This is a genomic window from Acinetobacter sp. 40AMC3-4 (assembly GCF_049898185.1).
Classification (GTDB): domain Bacteria; phylum Pseudomonadota; class Gammaproteobacteria; order Pseudomonadales; family Moraxellaceae; genus Acinetobacter.
Map to the genome: position 1 here is coordinate 97,489 of NZ_JAFCXG010000001.1, position 26,248 is coordinate 123,736.

Here is a 26,248-nt window from a genome sequence, read left to right on the forward strand (position 1 = left end):
TATTAATGAATACAATCTCTAACACTCCTCTTTCACTCTTTGATGGCGATCAAATCGGAGTAGATTATACAGCCATGCAACCTGTAGAAACCTACCCTACCTCTACGAATAGTCTGGTAGATTTACTGCATGACGGCTTCTATATTGTTTTCCTGTTAAAAAATCACTATGTCCCTGTAAATATAGAGTCTTTCCGTGAAAAAATTCTGGAGATGTTGAAAAGTTTTGAACATCAGGCACGCCAGATGCAATTTTCAGCTGAAGATATTCAAGATGCAAAATATGCCTATTGCGCTTTAATAGATGAAACAATTGTCACCCAACAGGATGAGCGATTTTTTGATCTGCAAAATTCCTGGATGATCAGTCCCTTGCAGTTAAGCCTTTTTGGTTCACAACTTGCAGGTTATCGCTTCTTTGAATATCTGGAAGAAATACGCCATAAAGATAAGCAACGTCTGGCAGTATTAGAGGTATATCATTATTGCCTTTTATTGGGATTCCATGGAAAATATCGAATTGAATCTATTGAGCATTTAAATAGTCTGATTGCTCGTATCGGAGATCAGATTGATTATCTCAAGGGTAAAAAAGTTGCTTTTTCTCCTTTTTCAGCAATTCCAGATCAAATCCGACATATTATCCATCGTGAATTACCATTTTTCTGGATTCTGATATTTTTATTATTATTTGCCGTGATCAGCTTTGTGGTTTTTAAATATGCCTTGTCAACAGAACAAGCTGCTGTTTTTTCTCAATATCAAAATTTGATTAGCGCGCCTGCTGAACAAGCCTATATTACGATTCATTTACCCTAACTCAATTTTCAAATAAATATGATGGACACTTATAAAAATAAAGACTTAAAAAATGACGCCGTTGGAAAATTTATATCGATGAATAAAAAAAAATTTTTGAATTATTATTAGATCAATCATTCAACTGATGATTTTGATTATATTGAGCAGCTTTATTCTATTAAGCTTAGCTATGTTAGCCTTGCTGTCTTACGAGTTTCGATTAAGAATACAGGATTTTTTTCTTGATTTGATTTCACAAAGCAAACAACAATTTTCTCAAGCAAAACAGTTTGTTCAGAAATTTCATCAGGCGGCATCGCCTGAGCATCTTCAGTCTGAATGGTATTTGCAGCAGTGGTGGATTTTGATTTCAGGATTTAGCTTATTTGCCAGTATTTTAATGTTCGCTTTCACTCAGCCACTTACTGCAAGTAGGTTTGAAGTTGAATATTTAAGGAAAGTTGATCCACAGATTTATGCATTATTAGATGGGCAAATATTAACAGCTCCAACTGAAGTTGATGAACAGCTTATTATCGAAGCCTTACAAGAAGAATCTTTAGCAAATCATTCTGTAATTTCAGCGCAAAGCCTTAATCTGAATATTGAAGACATTCATATAAATCCAAATATCAGCACAGCAGACCGTAAATGGCATAAGATGAATCCGCGATTTAAACAGCGCTTACTGATGGTTTTTAAAATTATGCGCGAACAGCATGGTTATGAGCTGGTTTTACTCGAAGGTTATCGAAGTCCGGAAAGGCAAAACTCTTTGGCGACCAACAGTAATATTACCAAGGCCAAAGGCTTTCAAAGTTATCATCAGTTTGGTCTGGCCGCGGATATTACCTTTAAGCGGAATGGCAAGGTGGTGATTAGTGAACGTGATCCATGGGCCATGCGTGGTTATGAACTGTTTGGCCAGATTGCAGAATCGGTGGGTTTAACCTGGGGCGGTCGCTGGAAATCCATTAAAGATTTTGGACATACTGAATATCGTATGCCCGGTTTAAAGAAAACAGCTGAAATGGCGCATCAACTCATTCATGAAGGACAATTACAGACTCAAACATTTCAGCCTTAAGTGCGAAATCGTAAATTAATTTAGAAAAGTCTGCATATGTTTAATGACTTCATCTGGCTTTTCACCATGCAGCCAATGTCCTGTATTTTCAATGCATTCAATTTTCGCCTGAGAAAATTGTTCATTGATTGCCGCAAAATGTTCAGGTTTTGAGATATAAAAAGAATTACCGCCACGAAGAAATAAAGCTGGCTGATTAACTTTTTCGACCTTTTCCCAAGCCATAATATCTGGATAATGATCAAATAAAGCTTGAACATTAAAGAGCCATTGCCCTTTATTAAAGGATTTTAATAAAAACTGAATTACCATTTCTTCATGAATGTATTCACGCATAATTTTTGCTGCCTCAAGTCGTGAAGCAACATTTGCTTGCTGCACCGCAAATAAAGCTTTAAAAATCTCAGTATGATGACTCTCATGATATTGGATTGGTGTAATATCCAGGACGACCAACCTTTCAGTTTGTACACGGGCTAAATCAGCCAATTTCATGGCAATTTTCCCACCCATGGAATGCCCTACTACTACGAACTTTTGAATATTTAAACTGGATAAAGTTTCTAGGACATCTTCAGCCATAAGCTGATAATTTAAGTCTGAACTATGAGCAGAAAGACCATGATTGCATACATCAAGTTGGATCACGGTTCTTTGCTCAGAAAAATATCGAGCTAGTACGCCTAAATTACTTAAACTACCGAATAAACCATGAATAAAGACCATTGGAGATAGTACTGACGTTTCGTGGTGTTGAAGTTGATAATTTAGGATCATTTGAGAATTCCATGATTTCTTTGTTTAAGTGTTTATAGTGGGTTTATATTTGGAATTAATCAATTGCGAAATTTTTAAATATAAAATCCTGCTTAGGCTATTTTATGGGGATATATTTTGCTTAGGCTAAATAATTCATAATCGATTTGTAAGTATTTAAAATTACGATTTTAGATCTGGATGGATATTTGGCTATCTATAAATATGAAAGAAGATGGTTGAGTTGTGGTGCAGACTAAATAAAATTAATGAAAATCTTAAAACTGGGATTTAATAACATGTAAACCACTTTTAGGTCAGAGTGTTTCTTAAACTAACTCGCTGTTATTACCCAAATAGACTGAGGTAATTTTGAAAATATTGTTTTTAATTATTCATTGCTTATTATTTATCAAAAAATGACTATTCATAAGTAGCTTATTAATCCACTTGATTCTGTTTAGAATAATACGTCTTAAGTCCAAATGAGTTACAGGTAGTAAACATCAACATTATAAATTTCCCCTCTCTCCCTTTCTTGATAAAGTTGTTAAAATTATGTATTGCTTAGGCTATTTTAATATCTTAGGATGTTCAAGTTATTAGCTTAAATATAAACGTGCAATCACGCTATCCTACTTAAATTATCCTGTTCAAGAAATTACATCACGTATATAAGACATTTTCAGAAAATTATAAAAATCCAGATTATTCATTTATTCTTATCAATATATTTGACTACCGCTGATATATCCCCGGGATATGAGGTATTCACATCAAAATAAATTTAAATTAACTTAACATTTTCTTTATTAAATGATATTCGGGAGATGGTCTTTCAGGTTTTAATATCTATAAAATTTGATTGTAAAACAGACTTATTTATTTTTAGTCTACTGCGAAAAACGTTCGAGAATGAAAAGTATTTTATGATTTATTCTACATCCCTATTTTTACAAAATACGTTTGTAGTCATTCCAGATTGAGTCAAACTTTGATCCTGCCGCTCAAGAAAGTTTTTGGCAATCATAGCCATCGTGGGCGCCATATCCAGACTGCTGTTTTCTTCGGACACCTTTTGAATATCCTGATAGGCTTTCAGTCGTTTGCAGAAAGCCTGACGTTGAGTTTGTGCATCTGCCTTTTGATCATCTTCATCTAAAATATGTTTGGTTTCATTCACGATTTTAGTCTGTGCTGAAATAAACTCATCATAGGCACTTTGTGAAAGCGGCTGTGCGAAGACTACGCTACTCAGTCCTAATAATAATCCAGCACAAATGAAAGATGATTTTTTTAGCATTTAAATTTCTTCTTTCCAGACATCTTCATAATCATCGGCATCGATCATGAAACGAAAACCTGTTTCCAGAGCCAGATACGGTAAAACTTCTGGTGCAATGTCCTGTAATTCACGTACTGTCATGGTTTCAAAAGTTTCTTCACTTGAAGGTTCTCCACCATAAATATACCAGCTAATATTTTCAGCCGTTTCAGGCTTTTTACGGATGCCGACAATCGGATCTTGTTTCAAGGTATGTACGGCCACCGCAACCACATCACCACCACTCACTTCAACATAAGCCGAGCCTACTTCTTCACAAAGTAGTTTTTGCTCTGCGATCAGTTCTTGTAAAGGTGATAGGTTTTGCGTGTTTTTCGACATTCGGTCTTACTCATCAATTTTCATTAGCACGCTATTTTAACTTAATTTTAATGAAGCTGATTGGGATTTCATCGAGATCTAAAAAATATCTGCCCTTAAACCGTGTTAAGTGCAGATATGAATCTCAGCTTATTGGAAGACTTTAAAGCGCTCTTCATCTGCCAGATAATCTTTGGCACGTGGCTCGCCTTCTATCGAACCAAAGACCAACTGTGCACGCAACTTCCAGTTCGATGGAATGTCCCATTCCGCATGTACCTGTTCATCCACGATCGGATTGTAATGCTGCAATGATGCGCCTAGACCTTCTGTATGCAATGCTGTCCAGGTTGCAAATTGTGCGATCGCAGTCGAATGCTCTGCCCAGATTGGGAAGTTATCAGCATAAGATGGGAATTGTTCCTGTAAGCCTTTTACGACTGTGTGATCTTCAAAAAATAAAACAGTGCCTAGCCCTGCCGCAAAACTGGCCATTTTTGCTGTGGTTTTTGCAGCGCTTTCTTCATCTTTGGCATAGCTTTTTAATTTATCTGCGACGAAGCCCCAGAACTTTTCATGTTCTGAATTGAATAAAATGACGGCGCGCGAAGACTGTGAATTGAAAGAAGATGGACTTTGCTTAATTGCAGTCTGAATCAAATCAGTTAGATGTTCAGGAGATTGTTCAACATTCTTGGCAATAGCATAAATAGTACGGCGTTTAGTAATTAAATCTAAAAACTGATTCGACATTTTTGAAAATCCTGGGATATATCTTCGGGAAAATTTGAACCTTCAGTTATTTTTATGAAGGATAGCTAATCAATGAAACTTTTGCTTTAACGTGAGATAAAGCCTATATACCTTAAAAAATAATGAACTGAATTGCTAGGCTATTTAATTGATATTTTTATATATTTTTTAGCTAAAAATGATCATTTTCATCTATTTTTTGAACAATCGTTAAAACTACTGCCCTATGCGAGTGCCTGACGCTAAACAATGGTTCAACATGCGCTATTATTGATCAAAATTTTAAGAATAAAGACCTTCAATCACCAAATTTAATCTTGCTTAGGCTATTCTAAGAGAGAGCACATCATGAAATAAATCTCATCTTGCAGATAAAAATTAATCCCCCAAAATTGGAAGATTAATTTTATAAATAAAAGCTAAAAAACCCGTTTAAAACTTCGCGTTCAACACCTGAGCAGATACTTTAGTCTTCCACAGCTCACGTAAAATCGGTAAATAGAATTTCTCACCAAGTTCCACCAGCTCTGCATCAATCAGAGCATGCATCTCATGCATAAACAAATAATCCAGTTCAACTGTGGTTAGTTTAGTCTGCTGTTTTTGATAGTCTTTGCGTTTCTGTTGGGCTTGTTTAACCAGACGATCCGCAAATGCTTTATCTTTAAACTGGGTAATTGCTTTTAAACGCAGTTCGATAATACCCCATCCAGTTAAGAACATCTGGAAGGTTTCAAAATCATCGCTGGTCGATTCCCAAGACATTTCTTCCAGATTTTCATTATCGGGAAGCACAGGTAAAAGAAGTTCCATCACACTTGGGAAAATCTTTTTGAAATTCAGAATAAATTTAACAGGATGCTCACCTGGATAATCCTTGAATTGCACCTTTCTTTGAACATCTGTTAAATAAATATCAAGCATAAAACAATCATCAGTGGTTAATCTCATCTAACACTATTGTACGCAACTCTGCCTGAGATAAAAACCACTGCTGACTATTCCATGATAAAACAGGCGTAAAGATTGAAAATAAAAGTGCTCCGGCCCTTATTTAGCATTCGGTGAGACCATCTGTTCAGGACGCACCACTTCATCAAACTGTTCAGCGGTGACTAAACCCAGTTCAACAGCCACCTGTTTTAAGGTTTTTCCTTCCTTATAAGCTGTTTTGGCAACCTTGGCTGCATTCTCATAACCAATGACCGGATTCAATGCCGTGACCAGCATTAAAGAATCATGCAGGAAATGTTCAATTTTCTCATGATTCGGCTCAATGCCTACGGCGCAATGATCATTAAAACTGTTACACGCATCGCCTAAAAGCTGGATGGATTGCAACAGATTATAGGCAATGACCGGCATAAATACATTCAGTTCAAAGTTACCTGATGCACCTGCCACGTTAATGGTGGTGTCATTTCCGAGAACTTGCGCGACCACCATCGTCATCGCTTCACTTTGCGTCGGGTTCACCTTACCCGGCATGATGCTAGAACCCGGTTCATTTTCAGGAATACGCAATTCACCAAAACCACAACGTGGCCCGCTGGCTAGCCAGCGAATATCATTGGCAATCTTATTCAGGCTAACCGCTAAAGTCTTTAATGCACCAGAAGCAAATACCGCAGCATCACGGCCTGCCAAAGCCTCAAACTTGTTTGGCGCAGTTACAAATGGCAAGCCAGTTAATTGTCCCAGGGTTTTAGCAGACTGAACGGCATAATCAGGATGGGCATTCAGACCGGTACCAACCGCTGTACCGCCTAATGGTAATTCATATAGTCCGACCAATGCCTGTTCTAGACGAAGAAGCCCATGATCCAGCTGAGAGACATAACCGCTGAATTCCTGCCCCAAGGTTAAAGGCGTAGCATCTTGTAGATGTGTCCGGCCAATTTTTACAATATCGGCAAAATCCTGAGATTTGGCATATAAAGTATCGCGTAAACGTGTGACAGCCGGAATTAAAAGTTCATTAATCTGCAAGCTCGCAGCCACATGAATCGCAGTTGGAAATGAATCATTGGTAGATTGGGCACGATTGACATGATCATTTGGATGAACCGGTTTTTGTGCCCCTAAATGATTGCCCAATTTCTGGTTGGCAATATTGGCAATCACCTCATTACAGTTCATATTGCTTTGTGTACCTGAACCAGTTTGCCAGACTACCAGTGGAAATTGACTGTCCCATTTCCCGCTGATGACTTCATCTGCCGCATCCACGATATAGCGTGACAGTTCTTGGGGAATCTGGTTTAGCTCGGCATTGGTCAAGGCAGCCGCTTTTTTGACGAGTCCCATGGCACGAATCATTGGCCGTGGCAACCGCTCATTGCCAATTTTGAAATTTTGCAAGCTACGCTGAGTCTGAGCGCCCCATAAAGCCTCACTCGGTACAGCCACCTCTCCCATCGTGTCATGTTCAATACGTGTTTGCATGTTCAACCTCAATTCTTCTTGCCTATTACTGATTTTAGGAATTTCTATATCAATGATTTAATCTATTTATTTAAAGTAATCGATTACAGTAATGATGTAAATGATAATTATTATCAAATATAAGCTAAATACTCTTACTTACTGCCCTCTGAGCATATTCTGATAAAACAACCATTCATCCTCAAGCATCTTTCTGAGTGATCGCTGAGGTTGCCAATGTAGAATATTTCGCGCCTTTTCAATGTTCGCCCCCAATTGATCCATTTCCGAATGGGGATATGGTAAAGCATCCATGGTTTTGATTGCAGATTGAGTCACTTCAGCCAGTTGATCTAGCAAATCCTGTATGGAAATCAATTCACCAGCAATATTAAAGGCTTCACATTTTAATTCCTGCTGTTGTGACAGCCATTGCAAGGACTTGATCACGGCATCACAACAGTCTGCGACATGCAGAAAACTGCGTTCTACTGTGCCATCCGCAGTATGAGCCTGACGGCGTAATTCCAGATATTCACGTTGCTGTGCAGCGACCTGCATCGCCAAAGGCAAAATATTTTTTGGCAAAGGTGGCACTGCTTCCCCCAGTACACCGTGTTCAAAGGCACCTGCGATATTGGAAAGACGTAGGATTGCAATCCGCCATTCATTGTCAGTTTTGGCAGTATCGCGGATAATTTCCTCAACCATCTGTTGCGATTTGATATAGGGATTCGGATAGGTATAGTTAAAAGGCAGATCTTCGCTTAAATCTGTGCCAGATTGTCCATATACCGCCAGACTGGATAAATGTACCAGATGACGCACTCCGGTACGTTGCATGGCACGCATGAGACTCATAATACAGCTGACATTATCATTATAATATTCAAGTGGTTTTAATACTGATTCTTCCAGTGACTTAAAACTTGCGGTATGTACCACAGCCTGAATCGAATGCTGCTCAAAGACTTTGTTCAATGCTGGGGTATTGCGAATATCAATCTTGATAAAAGGTACGTACATGCCGGAGATAAATTCAAGACGCTCCAGAGTCTGTAAGTTGGCATTGGCCAAATTATCGACCACAATGACCTCTAGTCCTTGTGCTAACAGACTTAAAGCAATATGTGAGCCTAAAAAGCCTAATCCACCCGTCACTAAAATCATTTATACTACCTACTTTCTGATGAAGCCAAGATCAATCTGTTGCTATTGATCAAGCCTGTAGTGAATTTCGATGAGCACCTTAATTCTTGTTACCTCCGCACCGACTTCCATTTATGCCTGGCATGCCCTGGGTTTGGCTCAGGCCTTGCAAGATAAACAGGAAACATTCCGTGTATTCTTCTATCAGGACAGCGTATCGGTCGCAAATGCACTGCAATGGGTACCCGACGATCAACGTCATCTTACACACGCATGGCAAGCGCTACAGATTCGCCTTCCAGTCTGTGTAAGTGCAGCATTGGCGCGTGGCATTACAGATCCGGACAATGCTCAACGTCACAATATTCACCAGCATAATCTGGCAGATGCCTTTGAATTGGTCGGTTTAGGTGAACTTGCCGATGCTGTTCAATCCTCACAACGTCTCATTCAATTCTAGATGTTTCATTTTTTAGAATGTGTTGCTTTTCCAAGGAATCTTGTGTGAAATCTGTACTTGTTATATTAACCCAAGCCAATCTGACCAGTCTGCAGGTGCATGAAAGCCTATCGGCTACGATGGTCCTGGCAACTTTTGGCGCAGAAGTTAAAGTCCTGCTACAAAGTGCTGCCCTCAGTTTGCTGCATTCAGACCTGCAATTTGACCAGGTGCATCATGCATTCAAACTGGCATCAAATATGGTCGACAGTTTCGAGTTTTATGATCTCACTCCGATTCTGATTGAGAAAAAAAACCAGCATTCCTCATTTGTGGCACAGAGCGAACAAGAAATCGAATTTATTGAGCTTAATTCTGAATTTATTCAAAGCTTTGATCATGTGATGTATTGGTAAGGAACAAGGATATAAAAATGTCAAATCACACACTTTATCTGATCCAATCCAGCTATTCGGCAACAGCGCAGATCCTAGAGCAACTGGCTCAAACTTATACAATGGGTGATCAGGTCGTGCTGATGGGTGAAGCGGTTTTGCTGCTAGAGCATTCATTTCTTCAAAGCTTGCCGAAAATTCACATACTGAAAAATGATGCGGAGTTATTAGTACAGCCTTTGCCTGATCAGATAAAGCTTTTGAATTATGCGGATTTTGCAGATCTTTGCCTCGAGTTTAATCGCTGCATTTCAATGAAATAATAAATGAGTTAGATATGAATTTAGAATTGGATCAAGATGGCCATCTGGTTGACTATACCATCTGGAATGAAGAAGTCGCTCAAGTGCTGGCCGATAGTCTGGAACTGAGCTTAACTCCTTGGCATTTTGAAATTCTGCAAGCGGTACGTCAGTTCTATCAGCAGTTTGGTCATTCACCAGCAACACGCCCACTGATTAAATTTTTAATGAAAACTGTCAGTGCCGATATCAATAATGCCATGCTTCAGGAAAAGTTTAATACTGGTCTAGTTGCCCGTCACTTAAGCCGTTTGGCTGGTGTACCCAAGCCTGCGAACTGTTTATAAAGATACTTAGCTTTTTAAAGTATGTATTTAAAGGCCCAAATCATATTTTGGGCTTTTTTATGAGAGCAATTTTTAGGCTTAGAATAATGAAAGATGCATCTGGATCTAATTTTTCAAATTCGAGTTTGTTCTAATACTCGCAATGCCCGATGCAATTCATGATCCATTTCAGGCAGAACCTTAATCAGAAAATCAATTCGTGCTTTCGCTTCGGCCTTGCTCACCAGTTGGGCCTCTACCAGTTTTTGCTGCTGAGTGATCAACAAACTGACTTGGTGAGGATCTGGTCGTTGTCCCTCACTTAAAGCGTTAATGATCTGAGTAAAGTCCAGATATAACTGTTCTTGTTGCTTTGATAATTCGCTTTGCTTTGCAACCGTATCGTTCTGTTCCTTCTTCGTAGTTTGACTATTCTCAGGAGAGTTAACAGATATATAGCTTGCCGATTTTTCAGCTGGCAGGACCGGATCAGAATGGGTCTGATCAGTAAAATTCGTCCGATAGATTTCTTGTCGTACCTGATAGCCAATACCGACTAAAGTCCCAAACAATAGCAATCCGAGTATTACATAGAACAGAATTGTTTTATCATTCATTTTTATGTCCTCAGCTAAAGAAAGACAGCCTTTATCAAAAAGCTGTCTTTTTCGCTCATCGACGATTGACTACGGCGTTGACCAGTCTGCTGGTGCATATCCAATCCGGACGCGTTGTGGATGATTTCCTACCGGCACACTCAGCACTTTATTGCCTGTGGCAAAATCAATCACTGTGACTACATCTGTTTCACTTTCTGAAATTACACAGCTACGACCATCCGGGCTTCGCGTTGCCCAATAAGGTTTACCTGCAGAAATCAGTTTCCCGGCTGTCAGTGTTTTGCGATCTACAATCGTAGCGTAGTTATCCATCGTACCGGCGACACAGAGCTTTTCACCATCCGCACTGATTGATAGGCCATGATGGCGTGAATCATTCACCCATTTGGTTCGGTCTTTCGGGATACTGTCACTGCCAGGGAGCTGTCCGATCCGGCTAATCTTGTTCTGATTCAGATCGTACTCAATCAGCCCATTAAAAAATGAAACCTGGGCATACAGTTTGGTTTCATCCTTACTAAATACCATTGGTCGTACTGAGTTGGATAAATCTTTACGACCAAATGCATCCAGTGCAGGTCTGAAGTCAATTTTTCTTAGCACCTGATGCGTGTTGGCATCTGCGATAGTGATAAAACGCTTACCTTTAGTAAAGTCTTGCCACTGTGCATCCATCGAGGTTTCAACATTGCCGATGGCAGAGTTCAGGATCTTGTTGCCGCCATCGAAGTAAATGTTTTCATGCGGTTTATCGCCAGTGCTGAAACGGCCCAACTCTTTACCGGTATGGATATCCAGTACATGCACCACATTTCCTGAAGATGCAGATACAGCGATGCGCTGCCCATCTGGTGATACTGCCATATGGTCGACACGGAAGCCTTCAACAGGCGTCCGCCAGTTAATCTTGCCGGTTTTGATATTAATCGATACCACATCAGCGAAACTTGGGCGCGATGCAACGACTGACTGACCGTCTGGTGTCGAGTACATATCATCCACCAGCTGGTCATTGCCTTCACCAGCTGTAGTCTGAATAAGTATAAGCAATCAGTTTGATTGGATTCAGGTGAATTTCCTTAAGGCGCTCTTTACGGTCAGGAATCATGTTAATGACGCCTATTTTGCCAAAATCACCCGATGGACGAATCACGGTTACTGTGCCATCCCAGTTATTTCCGACAAAGAAAACCTGCTGTGAATTGGCAGGTGCTGCTGAAGACGAAGTAGCGGCCTGTACACTCGGCAACGCAGAAAGCATCGCCATTGCAGATAATGTCAGACAGAACCGTGGTCATTTTTTATTTTGAATTTTCATCCATTATGCTCCGCATCATAATTTATATTTTTGTTTTCATTCCTTGTTGTGTACACAGTCAGGCTGTGTTTTAACTTATCTAATATACAAACGTATAAAATGATTTACTGTTATTTCCGACCAAAAAATATGCAGCCATTTTAAATCTATCACTTCAGGTTCTATGAATTTAGGTGATCATCGTACTTCGATCTTATGTATCCAGTACATCGACAAACTGTGCATTGAGCACATTGGCAAGATCAGCTGGTTTTATTCCGATATCCAAGCCTCTTTTACCGCCACTGACATAGATCGTATTCAACTGTTCTGCGCTGGCATCAATCACCGTTTTTAATCGTTTCTTTTGACCAATGGGACTGATTCCGCCGACCAGATAACCGGTCAAGCGTTCTGCATGTTTAGGATCTGCCATCTGGAGTTTTTTGCATCCTACGGCCTGCGCTACTTTTTTCAGATTGAGTTGATGATGTACCGGTAAGATGGCAACAAAATACTGTTTTTCATCCGTGACTAATAAAGTTTTAAAGACTTCTTCCACCGAAAGCCCCAATTTCTCAGCAGCTTCTAACCCGAAACTTTTGGCATTGGCATCATGTTCATATTCATGAATGCTGTATTCGATTTTATTGGCTTTTAATAGTTTGCATGCAGGTGTCATAGAAAGTCTTGTTTGAGAGGTATCGCATGATTATATAAAGATTAGCTCAAGAAGTTAATGTAGATGAGGCAACTACAGAGCAAATTTTGCTTTAAGCCCGTATTCCGCTTCAATCAGACCTATTTGGTTCAATCTTTACGCTCTTCAATACTTTTAAACTCTTCTGCAAAGATGATGACGAGCAAAATATCAACAAATGTATGTGTTTTTGCCACTGTCTATGCGTTAGGTGAATCATATCTTTACTGCGTAGAAGACTTGAAGATGAACACATTCGTCACCTCACAGATCTATACACACGAAGCATATAAGTCGAGCGTTTTATCTTAAACCTGCTGAGATTCAACCCTTATATCTAGAAGATGAAGTACATTTTTGCACAGCACTTATCATGGATGCTTGAAGTTAAAGTAATGTAATTAATTCCAATCTATTGGAAGAATAGACCTAGGAAAATCCAAGGACAATAAGAGAAAATATCATTAACATATTGTCTTATCTTATATTTTTAAATTTTCATCACGTTTTAAGAAGCGGTCGATAGCTTATATATAAAGAGGATAATCAGCACAACTCTAAAGTCAGAATGTAAAGAGTTTTCTATGCTCTAGAAGTCGAACATTGCGGTAAAATCAGCCAGACAACTCTTGCTCAAAACTAAAAATATCACTAAAAGGAAGAATTTAGCGTTAACATGAAGATACAGTTACATAAAGGATATTAACTGTTTTTGCCAATTGGGTTTACAATGAAAATAATCTGAATACCCAGCGAATTGTAATTTTTTAACATTGCCAAATCTCTGCAAAGTTTTCATTATAGCGCCACTGTTTGCTATATGCTTTCTACGTTAATTCAAAGAAATTATAAATAGTAATGTAGAAAATCATGCAATAATAAGCAGAGTTTGCAGACATCTTGCAAACAAACCCCGATACTTTTTAATTGGAGCATGCTGGATGAGTTCGACCATTTTGGTTATTCATGGACCGAATTTAAACTTGCTTGGGAAGCGCGAACCGGAAGTTTATGGTCACCTTAGTCTTGACGATATTAACCAGCAACTGATTACTCAGGCTCAAAAGGCCACATTACAACTCGAAACGTTCCAAAGCAACTGGGAAGGTGCCATTGTTGACCGAATTCATCAAGCTCAGCAAGACGGCGTTCAATATATCATTATTAATCCGGCAGCATTGACTCATACCTCTGTTGCGGTTCGCGATGCCCTTCTTGGCGTTGCCATTCCTTTCATTGAAGTCCATCTGTCTAATGTGCATGCACGTGAGGCATTCCGACATCATTCGTACTTGTCCGATAAAGCCATCGGCGTGATTTGTGGTCTAGGTGCAAAAGGCTATGCTGCTGCCCTCGACTATATCATTGAAAAAATACAACCTTCTACACAATCTTAATTAGGAATACTGTCTCATGGATATCCGTAAAATCAAGAAACTCATCGACTTGATGATTGAATCTGACTTACAGGCGATCGAAGTTAAAGAAGGCGATCAGTCGATTGCATTAACTCGTCGTAATCCAGTGGTTGCAGCAGCTGTTCCTGCTATGCCTGCACCAGCAGCCGAAGCGCCAGCAGCAAAATCTCCTCGTGGCGCAGTTGAAACTTCACCAATGGTCGGCGTGTTCTATGCAGCACCAAGCCCAGGTGAACCGACATTTGTTAAAGTTGGCCAGACCGTTTCTGCAGGCGATACGCTGGGTATTATCGAGGCAATGAAAATCATGAACCCGATTGAAGCTACTCAAAGCGGTGTGATTGAAGAAATTCTGGTGAAAAATGGTGAAGTGATTCAATTCGGTCAACCACTTTTCCGCTACCGCGCTTAATCACCCCGGGGATTTATAATGTTGCAAAAAGTTTTAATTGCAAACCGTGGTGAAATTGCGTTACGCATCACCCGTGCTTGCAGAACTTTAGGGATCAAAACTGTAGGTGTCTATTCTGACGCAGACAAGGACCTGATGCACTTACGTTTCTGTGATGAAGCAGTATGTATCGGCCCTGGTGCGAGCAGTGACAGCTACTTGAATATTCCTGCGATTATTACAGCTGCTGAAATTACCGGCGCAGATGCAATCCATCCTGGTTATGGATTCCTCGCTGAAAATGCAGAATTTGCAGAAATCGTAGAAAATTCTGGTTTTATCTTTATTGGTCCGCGTCCGGAACATATTCGTTTAATGGGAAACAAGGTTTCTGCCATTATTGCCATGAAAAAAGCTGGTGTACCAACAGTACCGGGCTGCGACCATGCCGTAACGATTCACAATGCCATGGCTGAAGCCAAAGAGATCGGTTTTCCACTGATTGTAAAAGCTGCTTCTGGCGGTGGTGGTCGTGGTATGCGTATCGTAGAAAATGTCGATACCCTGCTGGAATCTGTTCAGGCTGCACAGCGTGATGCAGAAATGTGGTTCGGTGATGATACGGTCTATATGGAACGTTTCCTGCAAAAGCCACGTCACGTCGAAGTGCAAGTACTTGCTGATGGTAATGGTCATGCGATTCATCTGTATGATCGTGACTGTTCACTACAGCGTCGCCATCAAAAAGTACTGGAAGAAGCACCAGCACCGAACTTACCAGAGCAAGCACGTGCTGATATTCTAGAAGCCTGTGTCAATGCCTGTAAATTGATGCAATATCGTGGTGCAGGTACATTCGAATTCCTGTTTGAAGATGATGAGTTCTTCTTCATTGAAATGAATACGCGTGTTCAGGTTGAGCATCCGGTAACTGAAATGGTCACGGGTATCGATATTATCGAACAGCAATTGCGTATTGCTGGCGGCTTAGGTCTGGATATTCAGCAAGAAGATGTCAAGGTTTTAGGACATGCGATTGAATGCCGTATTAACGCAGAAGATCCATCAACCTTCTTGCCTTCACCCGGCAAGATTGAGAGCTTCTATGCACCAGGCGGCGCAGGTATCCGCTTAGACTCGCACATCTACCCAGGCTATAGCATTCCGCCGTATTATGACTCGATGATTGCCAAACTGATTTCGCATGGTAAGGATCGTGAGACGTCTATTTCTCGAATGAGAAATGCTTTGGAAGAAATGATTTTGACTGGCGTTAAAACCAATATTCCTTTGCATAAAGATTTAATCCTTCAGGATAAAAACTTCTGCAAACAGGCAATGGATATTCATTACCTAGAGAAGCATTTGTTAAAGCAGCTTGAAGGTGCTGAAGACAAAGCTTAAATCAAAGCTCATAAAAAAAACCGCTGTCATTCAGCGGTTTTTTTATTGTTTGCAATTTAAGGCAATACGCGTCTGAGCACAGCAAAACATTGTTCGGCTTTTTCATTGGCGCAGAAGTTAATGGTATAAGGGTTTTGCCATTTCACAAAATATTGCGAAATTTCACCAGACTGATCCACCTGATTGCCTGAACAGTCTTTTTCATTATTGTCATATTTTACTTGCAGAATCAGCGCTGGAATCTGCTGCGAAGGATCCTGTGCCGGCTGATAGTCATATAGCCCCGACGTCCACTCATCGCCACTTTTAATCACCACATTATTATTGCCTTTAAAATTATAATATTCGATACATTTTTTATTATTCGGGATTTCCATTCCCCACAATCCGACAATTTCCGGACGGGTTTTCACAGTAAATGTATTTGGGATTTCAGCAGCTTTAGCAGGAGCATTCGCTGGTTTTTTATTTTCTGTCGCCATTAGCCAAGGTGAGCTCATGAGTAAGATAAGGCTAAGACATATTTTTTTCATATTTACCGGCATCTTGTTAACAATTGATTCTAAATTATCATATTTTTTGGGATCGTGTCCCGCTCTAACGCAATTTCAATACAGAGTCAGAAATTATTTATCACATTGTTTAAAAACATGGATTTCCTTTCTGACTTTTTTGTATATATTTCGTATATAAGAATCTTAATAGTTCGCATTAATAACAGATTAATCAAACAATAAAATTATATTTTGGGTCAAACTTAGTTGCTGAACAAAGTGATCATTCACACTTAAAAATTTGAATAGGATTTTAAATTTGCAATTAGCTCGAATAACAGAACAACAATTAAATCATGAAACCTATGCTTATTTTGTCATTGTTTTCGCTGTTTTAGTCTGTTGTTTTATTGGGATCGCAACCAGACCAATTGAGTATCTGGCCTTATTGTGGCCGGCCAATGCTGCCTTGTTAGCCCTGTTCTTACGCTTTCCACATTTAAATAATATGGGAGGTTGGCTTGGTGCATTCAGCGCTTTTATGTTTGCAGATCTGATCACCGGGAACAGCCTATTACAAAGCCTGTTTCTTACCTTGTCTAATCTGATCAGCACTATTGTCTCGATATTTTTTATTCGATATTTCAAGATTAATTACAAATACTATAATACTGGTTATACATTCGTTCATTTATTTGGCATCTTCGCTTTTGCAGGCTGTCTGGCCAGTGCGGCTTTTGCAGTTCTCACCTTGCCAAATCTACCCAATTCATTCATGACCAAAGAGAATTTATGGATTGATTTTGGTCTGTGGTGGACCGGTGAAATGGTGAATTATATTGTGTTTCTCCCTTTAATCTTGGCATTCCCAAGAATAAAAGACATGCAGTATCTATTTAAAAACCGTCGTCAAAAACGTAATTACTTCAGCTATTTTTTACCTGCATCTTCAGTCGTGGCCTGTGTCATCATTACCAATATTTTTGCAGGCCCCGGCGCAATGCTCTACCCTCTGGCTGCACTGATTTGGGCTGCGTTGACCTATCGCCTGTTTAGCATGACACTGATTAATGCGTTTGTGACTATTTTAACCTATTACAGCCTGACGCGGTTTTATGCCACAACGCATGACACCTTGGCAGATTCTACGATTTATATTTCGCTCCGGATCGGGCTGTTTATGCTGGCCTTATCGCCGCTTATTCTTTGTATTATTAGTCAAAACCGCAATGAGCTGTTTAAACGGGTTCTCTATCTGGCCAATCATGACAGTCTGACCCGCACCATGAACCGTCATTTTTTCTTTCAGAAAGGTGAATATTTACTGCAATATGCCAACAGAATGGAATTTTCGGTCATCATGCTGGATATTGATCATTTCAAACGTCTGAACGATGATTTTGGCCATCATGTCGGTGACAAGGTGCTGCAACATTTTGCGGAAATCATTCGCTGCAATTTACGTGCTGAAGATCTGTTTGCACGAATTGGTGGGGAAGAATTTGTGCTGTTACTCTGGAATACCGAACCATCAGAAGCACGTCTTATTGCAGAACGGATTCGTGATCTGGTGGAAAAAACCCCGATTTATCAATCAGATGGCTCGCCCCTGTATATTACCGTGAGTGTGGGCATCACTCATCAAAATGAACCGCAGGCCCAAGACCTGCAAAACCTGATCAATATTGCAGATCAAGCCTTGTATCAGGCCAAACATCGTGGGCGAAATCAGGTGGTGCTTGCATCTTGAGCCTAAATGATCTACAACCTTGAAGCAGCAACACTAGGGAATGGCAATGAAATTTGAAGAATATCTGCAATATGACGGTTTAGGACTGGCTGATCTGGTCGCCAATAAACAAGTACATTCAAGTGAACTTTTATCTGCTGCACTAGAGCGTAGCTCAATTGCCAATCCCGAGCTAAATGCAATTATTATTCCGATGCATGAGCATGCATTGAAACGGAGCCAGCAAAATCTGTCCGGACCTTTTGCCGGTGTGCCTTTTCTGGTTAAAGACCTGTTTCAGGAATATGCCGGTTATCCAACTTCTTATGGTTGTCAGGGCTTAAAACGGATTGGTTATATCGCCGAGACCAATGCCGAGATTGTCAATCGCTGGGAAAAAGCCGGGATTGTGACTTTTGGACGTACCAATACTCCTGAATTTGGGATTAAAGGTATTACTGAACCAGATGCTTGGGGCAGCTGTAAAAATCCGTGGAATTTACAGCATAATAGCGGCGGCTCGTCCGGTGGTTCCGCTTCTGCCGTGGCTGCCGGAATTGTACCAATTGCGGGTGCTGGTGATGGTGGCGGCTCGATACGTATCCCCGCTTCCTATTGCGGCCTGTTTGGCCTGAAACCGAGTCGTGGCCGCACGCCTTGGGGACCACAAATGAGTGAAGCCATGCATGGCGCCGCGATTCAGCATGTACTGACCAAAACGGTACGGGATAGTGCTGCAATGCTGGATGCCACCCATGGTGAAGATCATAGTTCACTGTTTAAGATTCAGCGTCCACAGCATCATTATCTGGATGTGATTCAGCAACCGCCAAAAAAACTGAAAATTGCGTTTAGCACTTATTCTACGATTGGCACACCTGTTTCGCAGGATGCCATCAAAGCCATTGAACAAACAGCCAAATTGCTAGAATCTTTGGGCCATGAAGTGGTCGAAGACCGTCCAGCCATTGATGGCATGCAACTGGCCAAGGATTTTATTACCACCTGGTTTAGCCAGTTTTCATTTATGCTGGATGAAATCCAGAAAGGCTATCCGTCCAAATCGAATGATTTTGAACTGGACTCTTTAGCGCTGGCGGCTTTTGGGGCCAAAACCAGCGCGATTGATTATATCCAGAACCTGAATAACTGGGGCCAGTACGTGACCCAGATGAATCATTTCTTTGATGACTATGATCTGTATCTGACGCCTGCCACGGCGACAGTGGCGCCGAAAAATGGTGAGGTCAAAACACCAAACTGGCAGAAACCGATTCTTAAAGGTTTATTGAAACTGAATAAAGCGCATTTACTGGCGCAAGGTAAACTGGTCGATCAGATTGTGAAAGAAAACCTGAAGTGGGTGCCTTTTACCCAGTTGGCCAATATTACCGGACTCCCGGCGATGTCTGTACCGCTGTACTGGAATGAACAAAACCTGCCGCTCGGTTCACAGTTTATTGCACCGTTTGCCCGTGAGGATCTGCTATTACAACTGGCAGCTCAATTGGAACAGGCACAACCGTGGTTTGGGCAATATTCCAAGATCCGTATTTAATACTGAGATGATATTTTCAAGCCTGTTTTTGCAGTTCGACCTTATTTGGCAATCCAAAAATCAGTAATAAGCCAAGCAAGGTCGATGCTGCAGCAGCGATAAAGATAGATGTGCCGCCGACTTGATCCCAATAATGCCCAGCCAGAATACTGCCGCTCGCCACACCAATCCCCCACATCGTGCTATATAGCGCTTGTCCACGTCCTTGCTGCCCTGCAGAAAAATTCTGGAAAATCACTCGCATCGCAATCATATGAAATAAACCAAAACTTAAAGCATGAATCGTTTGGGCAAAAAACTGTGCTATGAATGAAGCAGGAAATATCCCGACGATGAACCATCTTAATCCGGTCATTAACAAGCATAGCGTGACCAGATGACGCCACGACCAGCGTGTCAGAAAGAACGTCGCATAGGCAAACATGATTATTTCCGCAATGACCCCGACTGACCAAAACAGCCCTATCTGGCTGGTGCTAAATCCCGACTGACTGAGATAATTGCTATAAAAACTATAGAATGGCGCGTGTGAAAATAGCAGAATCAATTCAATCAGGAAAAAGCTATAGACGACTGGGCGTTTGAATATCGGCCATAAGGGTTCGAGCTGTTTCTGGGCGGTAGGCGCTGTCGTGGGCTCTTTAATGGTAAATGACCAAAGAAAGGCCAGAAATGAAATACTCAGCAACAAGACGGGTAACATACTGATGCTAATAATTTCAAAGACGGCGCCCAAGCCGAATACACCGATAATAAAGCCGACTGATCCCCATTTTCGTACTTTGCCATACAGTTCTGCTCTTTTTTCTCCGAGCCAGAACAAAGTTACACCTTCAAACTGTGCCAGAATAGCATTCTGAAAAAAACTGAAAATCAGCATCAGTAAAGCTACAGATTGAAAGCTATTGGGAATAATAAAAATCATGAACCAGATACAGGCTTCCATCCAGGTGGCAATACGCACCAGCAACATGCGTTTACCGGATTTATCTGCAATCCAACCCCAGATCAACGGCGCAAAGAATCGGGTAACAATCGCAATAGAAGATAAAATCCCGATTTCCTGATAATTGAAGCCTTGATCTTCAAGATACAGACTCCAAAAAGGCATGAATGCCCCAACAATCGCATAGTAAAAAAAGTAAAATCCACTGAGTCTATGCTGGATTGCTAGAACTGGCATTGATTTATATATCCTAATATTTTCAAAATTTTAAACTCAATAAATTTCTATAGCACTGTATTCGACGACTCTTGATTTTGCTACGAGCATCTCGCATTAGTCTAAAAATAAATTTTCATAAGTTTATGGATAAATTTTGCTAAAGTAAAAAACTCTGTGTTGAGTTAAATTAAAGTAAGAACATAAATCGTCTTCTATATTGAGCACACGACAAAGAGTGGAAACAGTTTTAGGAAGGAATTGGATGGACTTAAAATCTGAAGATCAATAATTACACAGACATTATCATTGTTTTATGGCTAAAGTATGTCCAAAGAATTTTCAGTTCATAGGCTAAAAAATTAAAACTAACTCTAGCTTTATAGCAAGGAGAAAATCAATGCCTAACTTTATAAGACCTATATGCTCGGGTCTAGTTTTCTCTTTAATGGCAATAAGTATTTGTAGTGCTGCATATGCTAACGCTTCCCCTATAGCATCTAACTCTTCAAAAGATAATATTCATCCCAATATAGATCAGCATTTAAGTGAAAGTCTTTATCCTGATGAAGCAAATATAACTGAAAAAATCGCAGATATAATTGAGATATCGATTCGGAAAGAATATTCCACAGGTATCGCGCTACGTGATGCCCATCCCAAAGCACACGGTTGTGTACGCGCAGAATTCAAAGTAGATGAAGCTCTTCCTAAAAACTTGGCTCAAGGTGTTTTTCTTCCTGGAAAAACATATCAAGCCTGGATTCGTTTCTCTAATGGTTCTAAAGATGCCCAACAAGCAGATATTAAAAAAGATGCCCGTGGCATGGCGATAAAACTTTTAGGAGTACCGGGAGAAAAGCTTTTAGATGATGAAACCTCTACTCAAGATTTCATTATGATCAATCATCCTGTCTTTTTTGTGAATGATCCAGTTCGATATATGTCATTTATGCAAGATATAAATAGCGATAGATTTTTTAATAAACTGCATATTCCTTTTGCATTAGGAGCTAAAGGAACCTGGATTGCCTTAAATACAAGAAATAAAATTTCTAATTCTTTGCAAACTAGATATTGGTCTATGGTGCCCTATCAATTAGGAATAGGCACTGATCGTCAAGCTGTAAAGTATTCAGCTCAAGCATGTTCGACAGTGATAGATCCTCTTCCACATGCTCCCCATCATAATTTTCTAAGAGAAAACCTGCGCCAACATTTGCAAAAAAGTGAAGCATGTATGGAGTTTCTGGTACAGCCTAGAACATCAAACAGCATGTCGGTCGAAGATTCCATGACTGAATGGCAAGAAAGCCAAGCACCTTTTTACAAGGTAGCCACTATCCGTATTCCCCAACAAGTTTTTGATACGCCTGAACAAAACAAGTTTTGTGAAAACCTCTCTTTTACACCATGGCATACACTACCAGAGCACAAACCTCTGGGAGTAATAAACCGAATGCGAAAGGTGATTTATGATCGTATTAGTCAGCTTAGACATGATATGAATTCTACTCACAGATCAGAACCACATTAAAATATAAGTGCTTATATTAAAGTTATCAGCTAACCTAAAATAACCTGTTGTATTGCATATTCGCCTTAACTTAAAAGCTTTAGTTTACAAACTTTGTGCAGAGTTAATTTAGAAACATAAATAAAGCTGCTACATTAAAAATGACATTATAAAAAGGAAAATGGTTTCAGCGATGAAAATTAAATCTCCTATTATTAAATTAATCATGAGCTGTTTATGTTCAGGTTCAACATATGCAATAGCCTCTCCTCCACTTCCCGATAACAGCAAAATCCAAGCATCTCATATTTCGGAAAAAATACCGGGTACAATATTATCTATACAAGAACAAAATACTGATCTGTTTACGAATGCCTCACAACGTTTCTTAATTAATTATCGCAGTCGTGGCACAAAATCCGAACCCATTGTCACTTCAGGCTATATCTTGTTACCTAAAGGCAAATTCCCTAAAGATGGCTGGCCTGTTCTGGCTTGGGCGCATGGTACAACTGGCGTTGCTGATACATGTGCACCCTCTGGGGATTATGTGGGCGGGCCAGTCCATGTCTATCAGCAAATCGCTGCTAAAGCATTGAATGCCTGGCTCGCTCGCGGCTATGCAGTCGTTGCACCTGATTATCAAGGTTTAGGCACTCCGGGCGGTCATCCTTATATGAATGCGCGAAGTTAGTTGCATACTGTCGTTGATGCTGTACGAGCGATCCACCATTTAAAGCCTTATAGCTTTAGTAAAAATTGGTATGTTATGGGTCATAGTCAAGGAGGTGCAGCATCTATTAAAGTTGCAGCATCCGGTCAAAAAGATGCGCCTGAATTTAATCTTCGTGGGGCAATTGCACTGGCACCAGGCGGTTATCAATATGAAGGAATCGCTGAATATGTTGCCAGCAATTCGCAAATCACGACTAATGTCGCCGCATTTTTTCCAATTGTGCTTTTAGGAGCAGAGGCTGCAGATCCGCTGCTTGCTCCAGCAAATTTAGTGAGCCCAGAAATGGGAGAAATTCTTAATCATGCACGCAGTCGCTGTTTGTCAGAATTACAATCGGACTTAAAACAAGCACCTAAGACTGTCTTTAAATCAAATGTAAATCTGGCACCTTTGACAAATTATTTAAAAGAACAGTCTATTGAGAATATGACACCGACTGTGCCGGTTCTGCTGGTACAAGGCGAGAAAGATCAACTGGTCGATTATCGTGGTACTTATGCTTACTACCAGCAGGTATGTACAAAGCAAAAATCTATCGTCTTCCATCTCGTCAAAAATGGAGATCATCGTGATTCCTTAAGACAGAGTGAATTTCTGATTGGAAACTTTATCAATTCAGTTGGACAAGGAAAAGCTTTGAGCACCTGCCCTACAAAATAACTTGGTGAGCTTTTGCATTTAATCATTAAAAACGCAAATATTTTAATCTTCATATTTATAGAATAGTCCTTTAAAGGAATACTATTCTATAAAGAAGATAAACTAATGTTAATCCGTATTCTTACTTTGTGTTAAAACTACACTTACGCTTTCGAATTGTTTTGAGCCCATCATTTTTATACCTTAGTTCTTTAGCAGACAATAATTAGAATGAAAGAGGTTATTTATGTGCTCGAACTATGAATTCCCCTCAAAAAAACGTCTTTCCTTATTAGATATTCATGAAGAGCAACTCGAACTGGGCATGAAAACGCATATTTATCCTTTAGCACCCGCACCAATCATTATGCGTGGTGCTGACGAGTATGAGCTGGATATCGCACGTTTCGGACTGATTCCAACCTGGGCGAAAGAACTAAAATATGGCCGGCATACTTATAATGCACGGACTGAAACAGTGGCATCCAAACCGAGTTTTCGACATGCCTGGAAAAACAACCAGTTTGCTTTAGTACCGGTCGATACCTTCTATGAGCCTAAATATATAGACGGCAAACCGCACTGGTTTGGTATTTCACGTGAAGATGGCAATCCTTTTACCGTGGCGGCGATTTATGATGACGCACACATTGATGGTGAGAAAATCAGATCATTTTCGATGCTAACCATAAATTCAGATCAACATCCCTTTATGAAACAGTTTCATGATCCGAATGACGAAAAACGCTCGATCATTGTGATTCCGGAAAAATCACGACATGACTGGTTGCACTGCGATCATGAACAAGCCCATGAATTTTTCTTTGAAATAAAAGATGAATTTATTGCAAAGCCTAGAGATCAACGCTTATTGGGAAATTAAAAAGCCCTAAACCAAGTTAGGGCTTCGTCCATGTGAAAAAGCTATTTTTGCTCTCTCAATGGATTTTCCGGTTCTGCATTGGGTTTTTTCTCTGGTTTGACATGCTTATAAGATGCCTGATTACCCTTGTCGTCATTTGATTCTTTATGCGGATTTGATTCTTGCTCTGGCTTATTTGTCATATGCATCTCCTTCATATATCTATTAATAAATAAATATGATATCTGCTGCTAAACATCAATGTTATTTATGTTGCACATTCAGTTTTATAAAGAGACAAACTTTCCTTCAAGTGCTCTTTGACATTTCACAATTCTTGTTGTTCATCTGAGCAAATAAGCTGTTCAGCCTGATCGTAGACGATACAGCAAAGAATATGAATTCGCGTGCGAGCCGATATCGAATACATGAAATTTTCTAAGCTTATCCACTGCCGGAAAAAGTCTTTTCATTTCAGTAAAACCTTTAGGATGCTTGGCCTTAATCAGTCAATCCCCACCAGCTAATGCAGTTTCAGCCTGTGGCCTCTTTTGAATTGCTTCAAGAATTCGAGCATGGGTGATCACACGCATAAATTTTATTGTATTCCAGTTCTAAGCAGCTAAGAATTTATCAAAACGTAATCCTATTGAAATGATTCTTTTATAAAGTATTCCTTGTGAGAAATTATGTTTAGATCCAAAAATTTCATCAGTAAAGAAAAACCCCGCCAACTGATGATTGAACGGGGATTGATCTTCATTAAGATGTCTGATGATTTGGCACATTATTCAATATTTTTCAAGCAATCACGACACTGTTTGACCTCATCATGGTCACACGTGTAGTTAATTTCAGTCGCACCATGAAGACCAAATAAACAAAATATAAATTGCATCATGTTTTTCTCCTAAGTGTAAAAAGCTCAATCTAGGATCAAGCTTTATTGCTTTAAATATAGAATGATTCAATATAAAATGATTGGATCAGCGATCTAGAACAACTTCAGTACTCAGCTCTGTTTAGCCTTTCAGTAAAATTGAAGCTTTTGGGCTAAGTTTGTACAGGCTCTTCAGCTTGAGTCGTCTGATCTTTTTTACAATGATCACTTTTACAATGCTTGCTGCTCATCATCTGACACATTTTCTCTTTGCAAGATTTAAAACAACAACCAACCATTACGCCCATGCCAAATGCGCATATACATCTCATCATAGCTTTGTCCTGTCTTTTCGTGAAAAGAGATATATAAATAACATCTATTCATGTATCTCTCCTGAGGAAATTTTCAGGCTTTATGTTGTGTATGAAAACTTATGTGAAAGAGAATGACCAAAAAATACAATCAGCAAAGAAAAAACCAGATTTAAGACGGAAAAGAAAAAGCCTGTTTAACTCTCCTAAATTAAACAGGCCTTATAATGTGCTGATTTTTAATTATTTTCATTAAGTTCTTAGAATGACGCCAAGATATCACTAGCCATGCAGCCAATCTGTGTAGGATATATAGATGCAATGTTTCAAAATATGAAAAAACCATTACTTTTGTTAATTAAATGACTGTAATTTATCCAAAAATATTTTTAATGAGAAAATAAGATTACTAAATAACCAAAACCCAAGAAGAATTGCTAAACCTATAAGTG

The 26,248-nt window shown here is 39.8% G+C and carries 25 protein-coding genes and 2 pseudogenes; 14 read left to right on the plus strand and 13 right to left on the minus strand.

Annotated elements, in window-relative coordinates:
- Positions 1–5 precede the first annotated feature (5 nt).
- Both icmH and ACP7BU_RS00415 read left to right on the plus strand, forming a co-directional pair.
- A complete protein-coding gene (icmH, locus tag ACP7BU_RS00410) occupies positions 6–818 on the plus strand; it encodes a type IVB secretion system protein IcmH/DotU (protein WP_005107023.1) in 813 nt (270 codons plus the stop codon).
- Between the two features lie 127 nt (positions 819–945).
- Entirely contained in the window at positions 946–1,887 is a 942-nt protein-coding gene (locus tag ACP7BU_RS00415; RefSeq protein ID WP_425878334.1) for a M15 family metallopeptidase, read from the plus strand.
- A 15-nt stretch (positions 1,888–1,902) separates the two neighbouring features.
- On the opposite strand, the gene ACP7BU_RS00420 is transcribed toward ACP7BU_RS00415, so the two are convergent.
- The 7 genes from ACP7BU_RS00420 to ACP7BU_RS00450 form a co-directional block, all read right to left on the minus strand.
- A complete protein-coding gene (locus ACP7BU_RS00420; protein WP_425878332.1) occupies positions 1,903–2,664 on the minus strand; it encodes an alpha/beta fold hydrolase in 762 nt (253 codons plus the stop codon).
- 913 nt (positions 2,665–3,577) lie between these two features.
- Positions 3,578–3,946 carry a hypothetical protein gene (locus ACP7BU_RS00425; protein WP_425878330.1) on the minus strand — a complete coding sequence of 123 codons (369 nt, stop codon included), beginning with the start codon at positions 3,944–3,946 and terminating at the stop codon, positions 3,578–3,580.
- Complete coding sequence (locus ACP7BU_RS00430; RefSeq protein ID WP_425878328.1) at positions 3,947–4,309, minus strand: immunity protein Imm33 domain-containing protein; 363 nt, start codon at positions 4,307–4,309, stop codon at positions 3,947–3,949.
- A 129-nt stretch (positions 4,310–4,438) separates the two neighbouring features.
- Positions 4,439–5,041 carry a nitroreductase family protein gene (locus ACP7BU_RS00435; protein WP_425878326.1) on the minus strand — a complete coding sequence of 201 codons (603 nt, stop codon included), beginning with the start codon at positions 5,039–5,041 and terminating at the stop codon, positions 4,439–4,441.
- A gap of 432 nt (positions 5,042–5,473) precedes the next feature.
- Positions 5,474–5,965, minus strand: a complete 492-nt coding sequence (locus tag ACP7BU_RS00440) for a hypothetical protein (protein WP_004280216.1) — start codon at positions 5,963–5,965, stop codon at positions 5,474–5,476.
- A 126-nt stretch (positions 5,966–6,091) separates the two neighbouring features.
- Positions 6,092–7,486 (minus strand): class II fumarate hydratase, encoded by a 1,395-nt coding sequence (gene fumC, locus ACP7BU_RS00445; RefSeq protein ID WP_004280213.1) that lies wholly within the window; start codon positions 7,484–7,486, stop codon positions 6,092–6,094.
- A gap of 138 nt (positions 7,487–7,624) precedes the next feature.
- Positions 7,625–8,635 carry an NAD-dependent epimerase/dehydratase family protein gene (locus tag ACP7BU_RS00450; RefSeq protein ID WP_224215775.1) on the minus strand — a complete coding sequence of 337 codons (1,011 nt, stop codon included), beginning with the start codon at positions 8,633–8,635 and terminating at the stop codon, positions 7,625–7,627.
- A 70-nt stretch (positions 8,636–8,705) separates the two neighbouring features.
- Here ACP7BU_RS00450 and tusD point away from each other — a divergent pair, with 70 nt between their 5' ends.
- The 4 genes from tusD to ACP7BU_RS00470 are packed head-to-tail and all read left to right on the plus strand — an operon-like array spanning position 8,706 to position 10,097.
- Positions 8,706–9,074 carry a sulfurtransferase complex subunit TusD gene (gene tusD / locus ACP7BU_RS00455; RefSeq protein ID WP_425878323.1) on the plus strand — a complete coding sequence of 123 codons (369 nt, stop codon included), beginning with the start codon at positions 8,706–8,708 and terminating at the stop codon, positions 9,072–9,074.
- A 44-nt stretch (positions 9,075–9,118) separates the two neighbouring features.
- The gene (locus ACP7BU_RS00460; protein ID WP_004280210.1) at positions 9,119–9,469 is read left to right on the plus strand and encodes a hypothetical protein; all 351 of its coding nucleotides are present in this window, start codon (positions 9,119–9,121) and stop codon (positions 9,467–9,469) included.
- 17 nt (positions 9,470–9,486) lie between these two features.
- The gene (locus ACP7BU_RS00465; RefSeq protein ID WP_004646886.1) at positions 9,487–9,771 is read left to right on the plus strand and encodes a DsrH/TusB family sulfur metabolism protein; all 285 of its coding nucleotides are present in this window, start codon (positions 9,487–9,489) and stop codon (positions 9,769–9,771) included.
- Between the two features lie 14 nt (positions 9,772–9,785).
- On the plus strand, positions 9,786–10,097 hold the full coding sequence (locus ACP7BU_RS00470; protein ID WP_004280207.1) for a TusE/DsrC/DsvC family sulfur relay protein: 312 nt from the start codon (positions 9,786–9,788) through the stop codon (positions 10,095–10,097).
- Between the two features lie 113 nt (positions 10,098–10,210).
- Here the strand turns inward: ACP7BU_RS00470 and ACP7BU_RS00475 are convergent, their stop codons facing one another.
- The 3 genes and pseudogenes from ACP7BU_RS00475 to ybaK all read right to left on the minus strand — a co-directional run bounded on the left by ACP7BU_RS00475 (position 10,211) and on the right by ybaK (position 12,675).
- Positions 10,211–10,693 carry a hypothetical protein gene (locus ACP7BU_RS00475; protein WP_425878320.1) on the minus strand — a complete coding sequence of 161 codons (483 nt, stop codon included), beginning with the start codon at positions 10,691–10,693 and terminating at the stop codon, positions 10,211–10,213.
- Positions 10,694–10,762: 69 nt separating this feature from the next.
- Positions 10,763–11,963, minus strand: a pseudogene (locus tag ACP7BU_RS00480) (YncE family protein).
- A gap of 244 nt (positions 11,964–12,207) precedes the next feature.
- Positions 12,208–12,675, minus strand: a complete 468-nt coding sequence (ybaK, locus tag ACP7BU_RS00485; RefSeq protein WP_004280203.1) for a Cys-tRNA(Pro) deacylase — start codon at positions 12,673–12,675, stop codon at positions 12,208–12,210.
- A gap of 959 nt (positions 12,676–13,634) precedes the next feature.
- Between ybaK and aroQ the strand changes: the two genes are divergently transcribed.
- The 3 genes from aroQ to accC are packed head-to-tail and all read left to right on the plus strand — an operon-like array spanning position 13,635 to position 15,906.
- On the plus strand, positions 13,635–14,090 hold the full coding sequence (gene aroQ / locus ACP7BU_RS00490) for a type II 3-dehydroquinate dehydratase (RefSeq protein ID WP_004280201.1): 456 nt from the start codon (positions 13,635–13,637) through the stop codon (positions 14,088–14,090).
- A 16-nt stretch (positions 14,091–14,106) separates the two neighbouring features.
- Positions 14,107–14,523: an acetyl-CoA carboxylase biotin carboxyl carrier protein gene (gene accB / locus ACP7BU_RS00495; RefSeq protein ID WP_005107117.1), complete on the plus strand. Its 417-nt coding sequence runs from the start codon at positions 14,107–14,109 to the stop codon at positions 14,521–14,523.
- Positions 14,524–14,541: 18 nt separating this feature from the next.
- The gene (gene accC / locus ACP7BU_RS00500; protein WP_004280198.1) at positions 14,542–15,906 is read left to right on the plus strand and encodes an acetyl-CoA carboxylase biotin carboxylase subunit; all 1,365 of its coding nucleotides are present in this window, start codon (positions 14,542–14,544) and stop codon (positions 15,904–15,906) included.
- Positions 15,907–15,962: 56 nt separating this feature from the next.
- Here accC and ACP7BU_RS00505 read toward each other — a convergent pair whose 3' ends face one another.
- On the minus strand, positions 15,963–16,406 hold the full coding sequence (locus ACP7BU_RS00505; RefSeq protein WP_005100815.1) for a hypothetical protein: 444 nt from the start codon (positions 16,404–16,406) through the stop codon (positions 15,963–15,965).
- Positions 16,407–16,719: 313 nt separating this feature from the next.
- On the opposite strand from ACP7BU_RS00505, the gene ACP7BU_RS00510 reads away from it, so the two are divergent.
- Positions 16,720–18,150, plus strand: coding sequence for a sensor domain-containing diguanylate cyclase (locus ACP7BU_RS00510; protein WP_253114340.1), 1,431 nt, complete (start codon positions 16,720–16,722; stop codon positions 18,148–18,150).
- A 46-nt stretch (positions 18,151–18,196) separates the two neighbouring features.
- Positions 18,197–19,687 (plus strand): amidase, encoded by a 1,491-nt coding sequence (locus ACP7BU_RS00515; protein WP_425878316.1) that lies wholly within the window; start codon positions 18,197–18,199, stop codon positions 19,685–19,687.
- Positions 19,688–19,703: 16 nt separating this feature from the next.
- On the opposite strand, the gene ACP7BU_RS00520 is transcribed toward ACP7BU_RS00515, so the two are convergent.
- On the minus strand, positions 19,704–20,870 hold the full coding sequence (locus ACP7BU_RS00520; RefSeq protein ID WP_425878314.1) for an MFS transporter: 1,167 nt from the start codon (positions 20,868–20,870) through the stop codon (positions 19,704–19,706).
- A gap of 379 nt (positions 20,871–21,249) precedes the next feature.
- On the opposite strand from ACP7BU_RS00520, the gene ACP7BU_RS00525 reads away from it, so the two are divergent.
- From ACP7BU_RS00525 to ACP7BU_RS00535, 3 genes and pseudogenes are all read left to right on the plus strand, one after another.
- On the plus strand, positions 21,250–22,386 hold the full coding sequence (locus ACP7BU_RS00525) for a catalase family protein (protein ID WP_425878312.1): 1,137 nt from the start codon (positions 21,250–21,252) through the stop codon (positions 22,384–22,386).
- 160 nt (positions 22,387–22,546) lie between these two features.
- Positions 22,547–23,761, plus strand: a pseudogene (locus tag ACP7BU_RS00530) (alpha/beta hydrolase family protein).
- Positions 23,762–23,987: 226 nt separating this feature from the next.
- Positions 23,988–24,623, plus strand: coding sequence for an SOS response-associated peptidase (locus ACP7BU_RS00535; RefSeq protein WP_425878310.1), 636 nt, complete (start codon positions 23,988–23,990; stop codon positions 24,621–24,623).
- A gap of 41 nt (positions 24,624–24,664) precedes the next feature.
- Here ACP7BU_RS00535 and ACP7BU_RS00540 read toward each other — a convergent pair whose 3' ends face one another.
- Positions 24,665–24,805 (minus strand): hypothetical protein, encoded by a 141-nt coding sequence (locus ACP7BU_RS00540; RefSeq protein WP_005107128.1) that lies wholly within the window; start codon positions 24,803–24,805, stop codon positions 24,665–24,667.
- Positions 24,806–26,248: the final 1,443 nt, after the last annotated feature.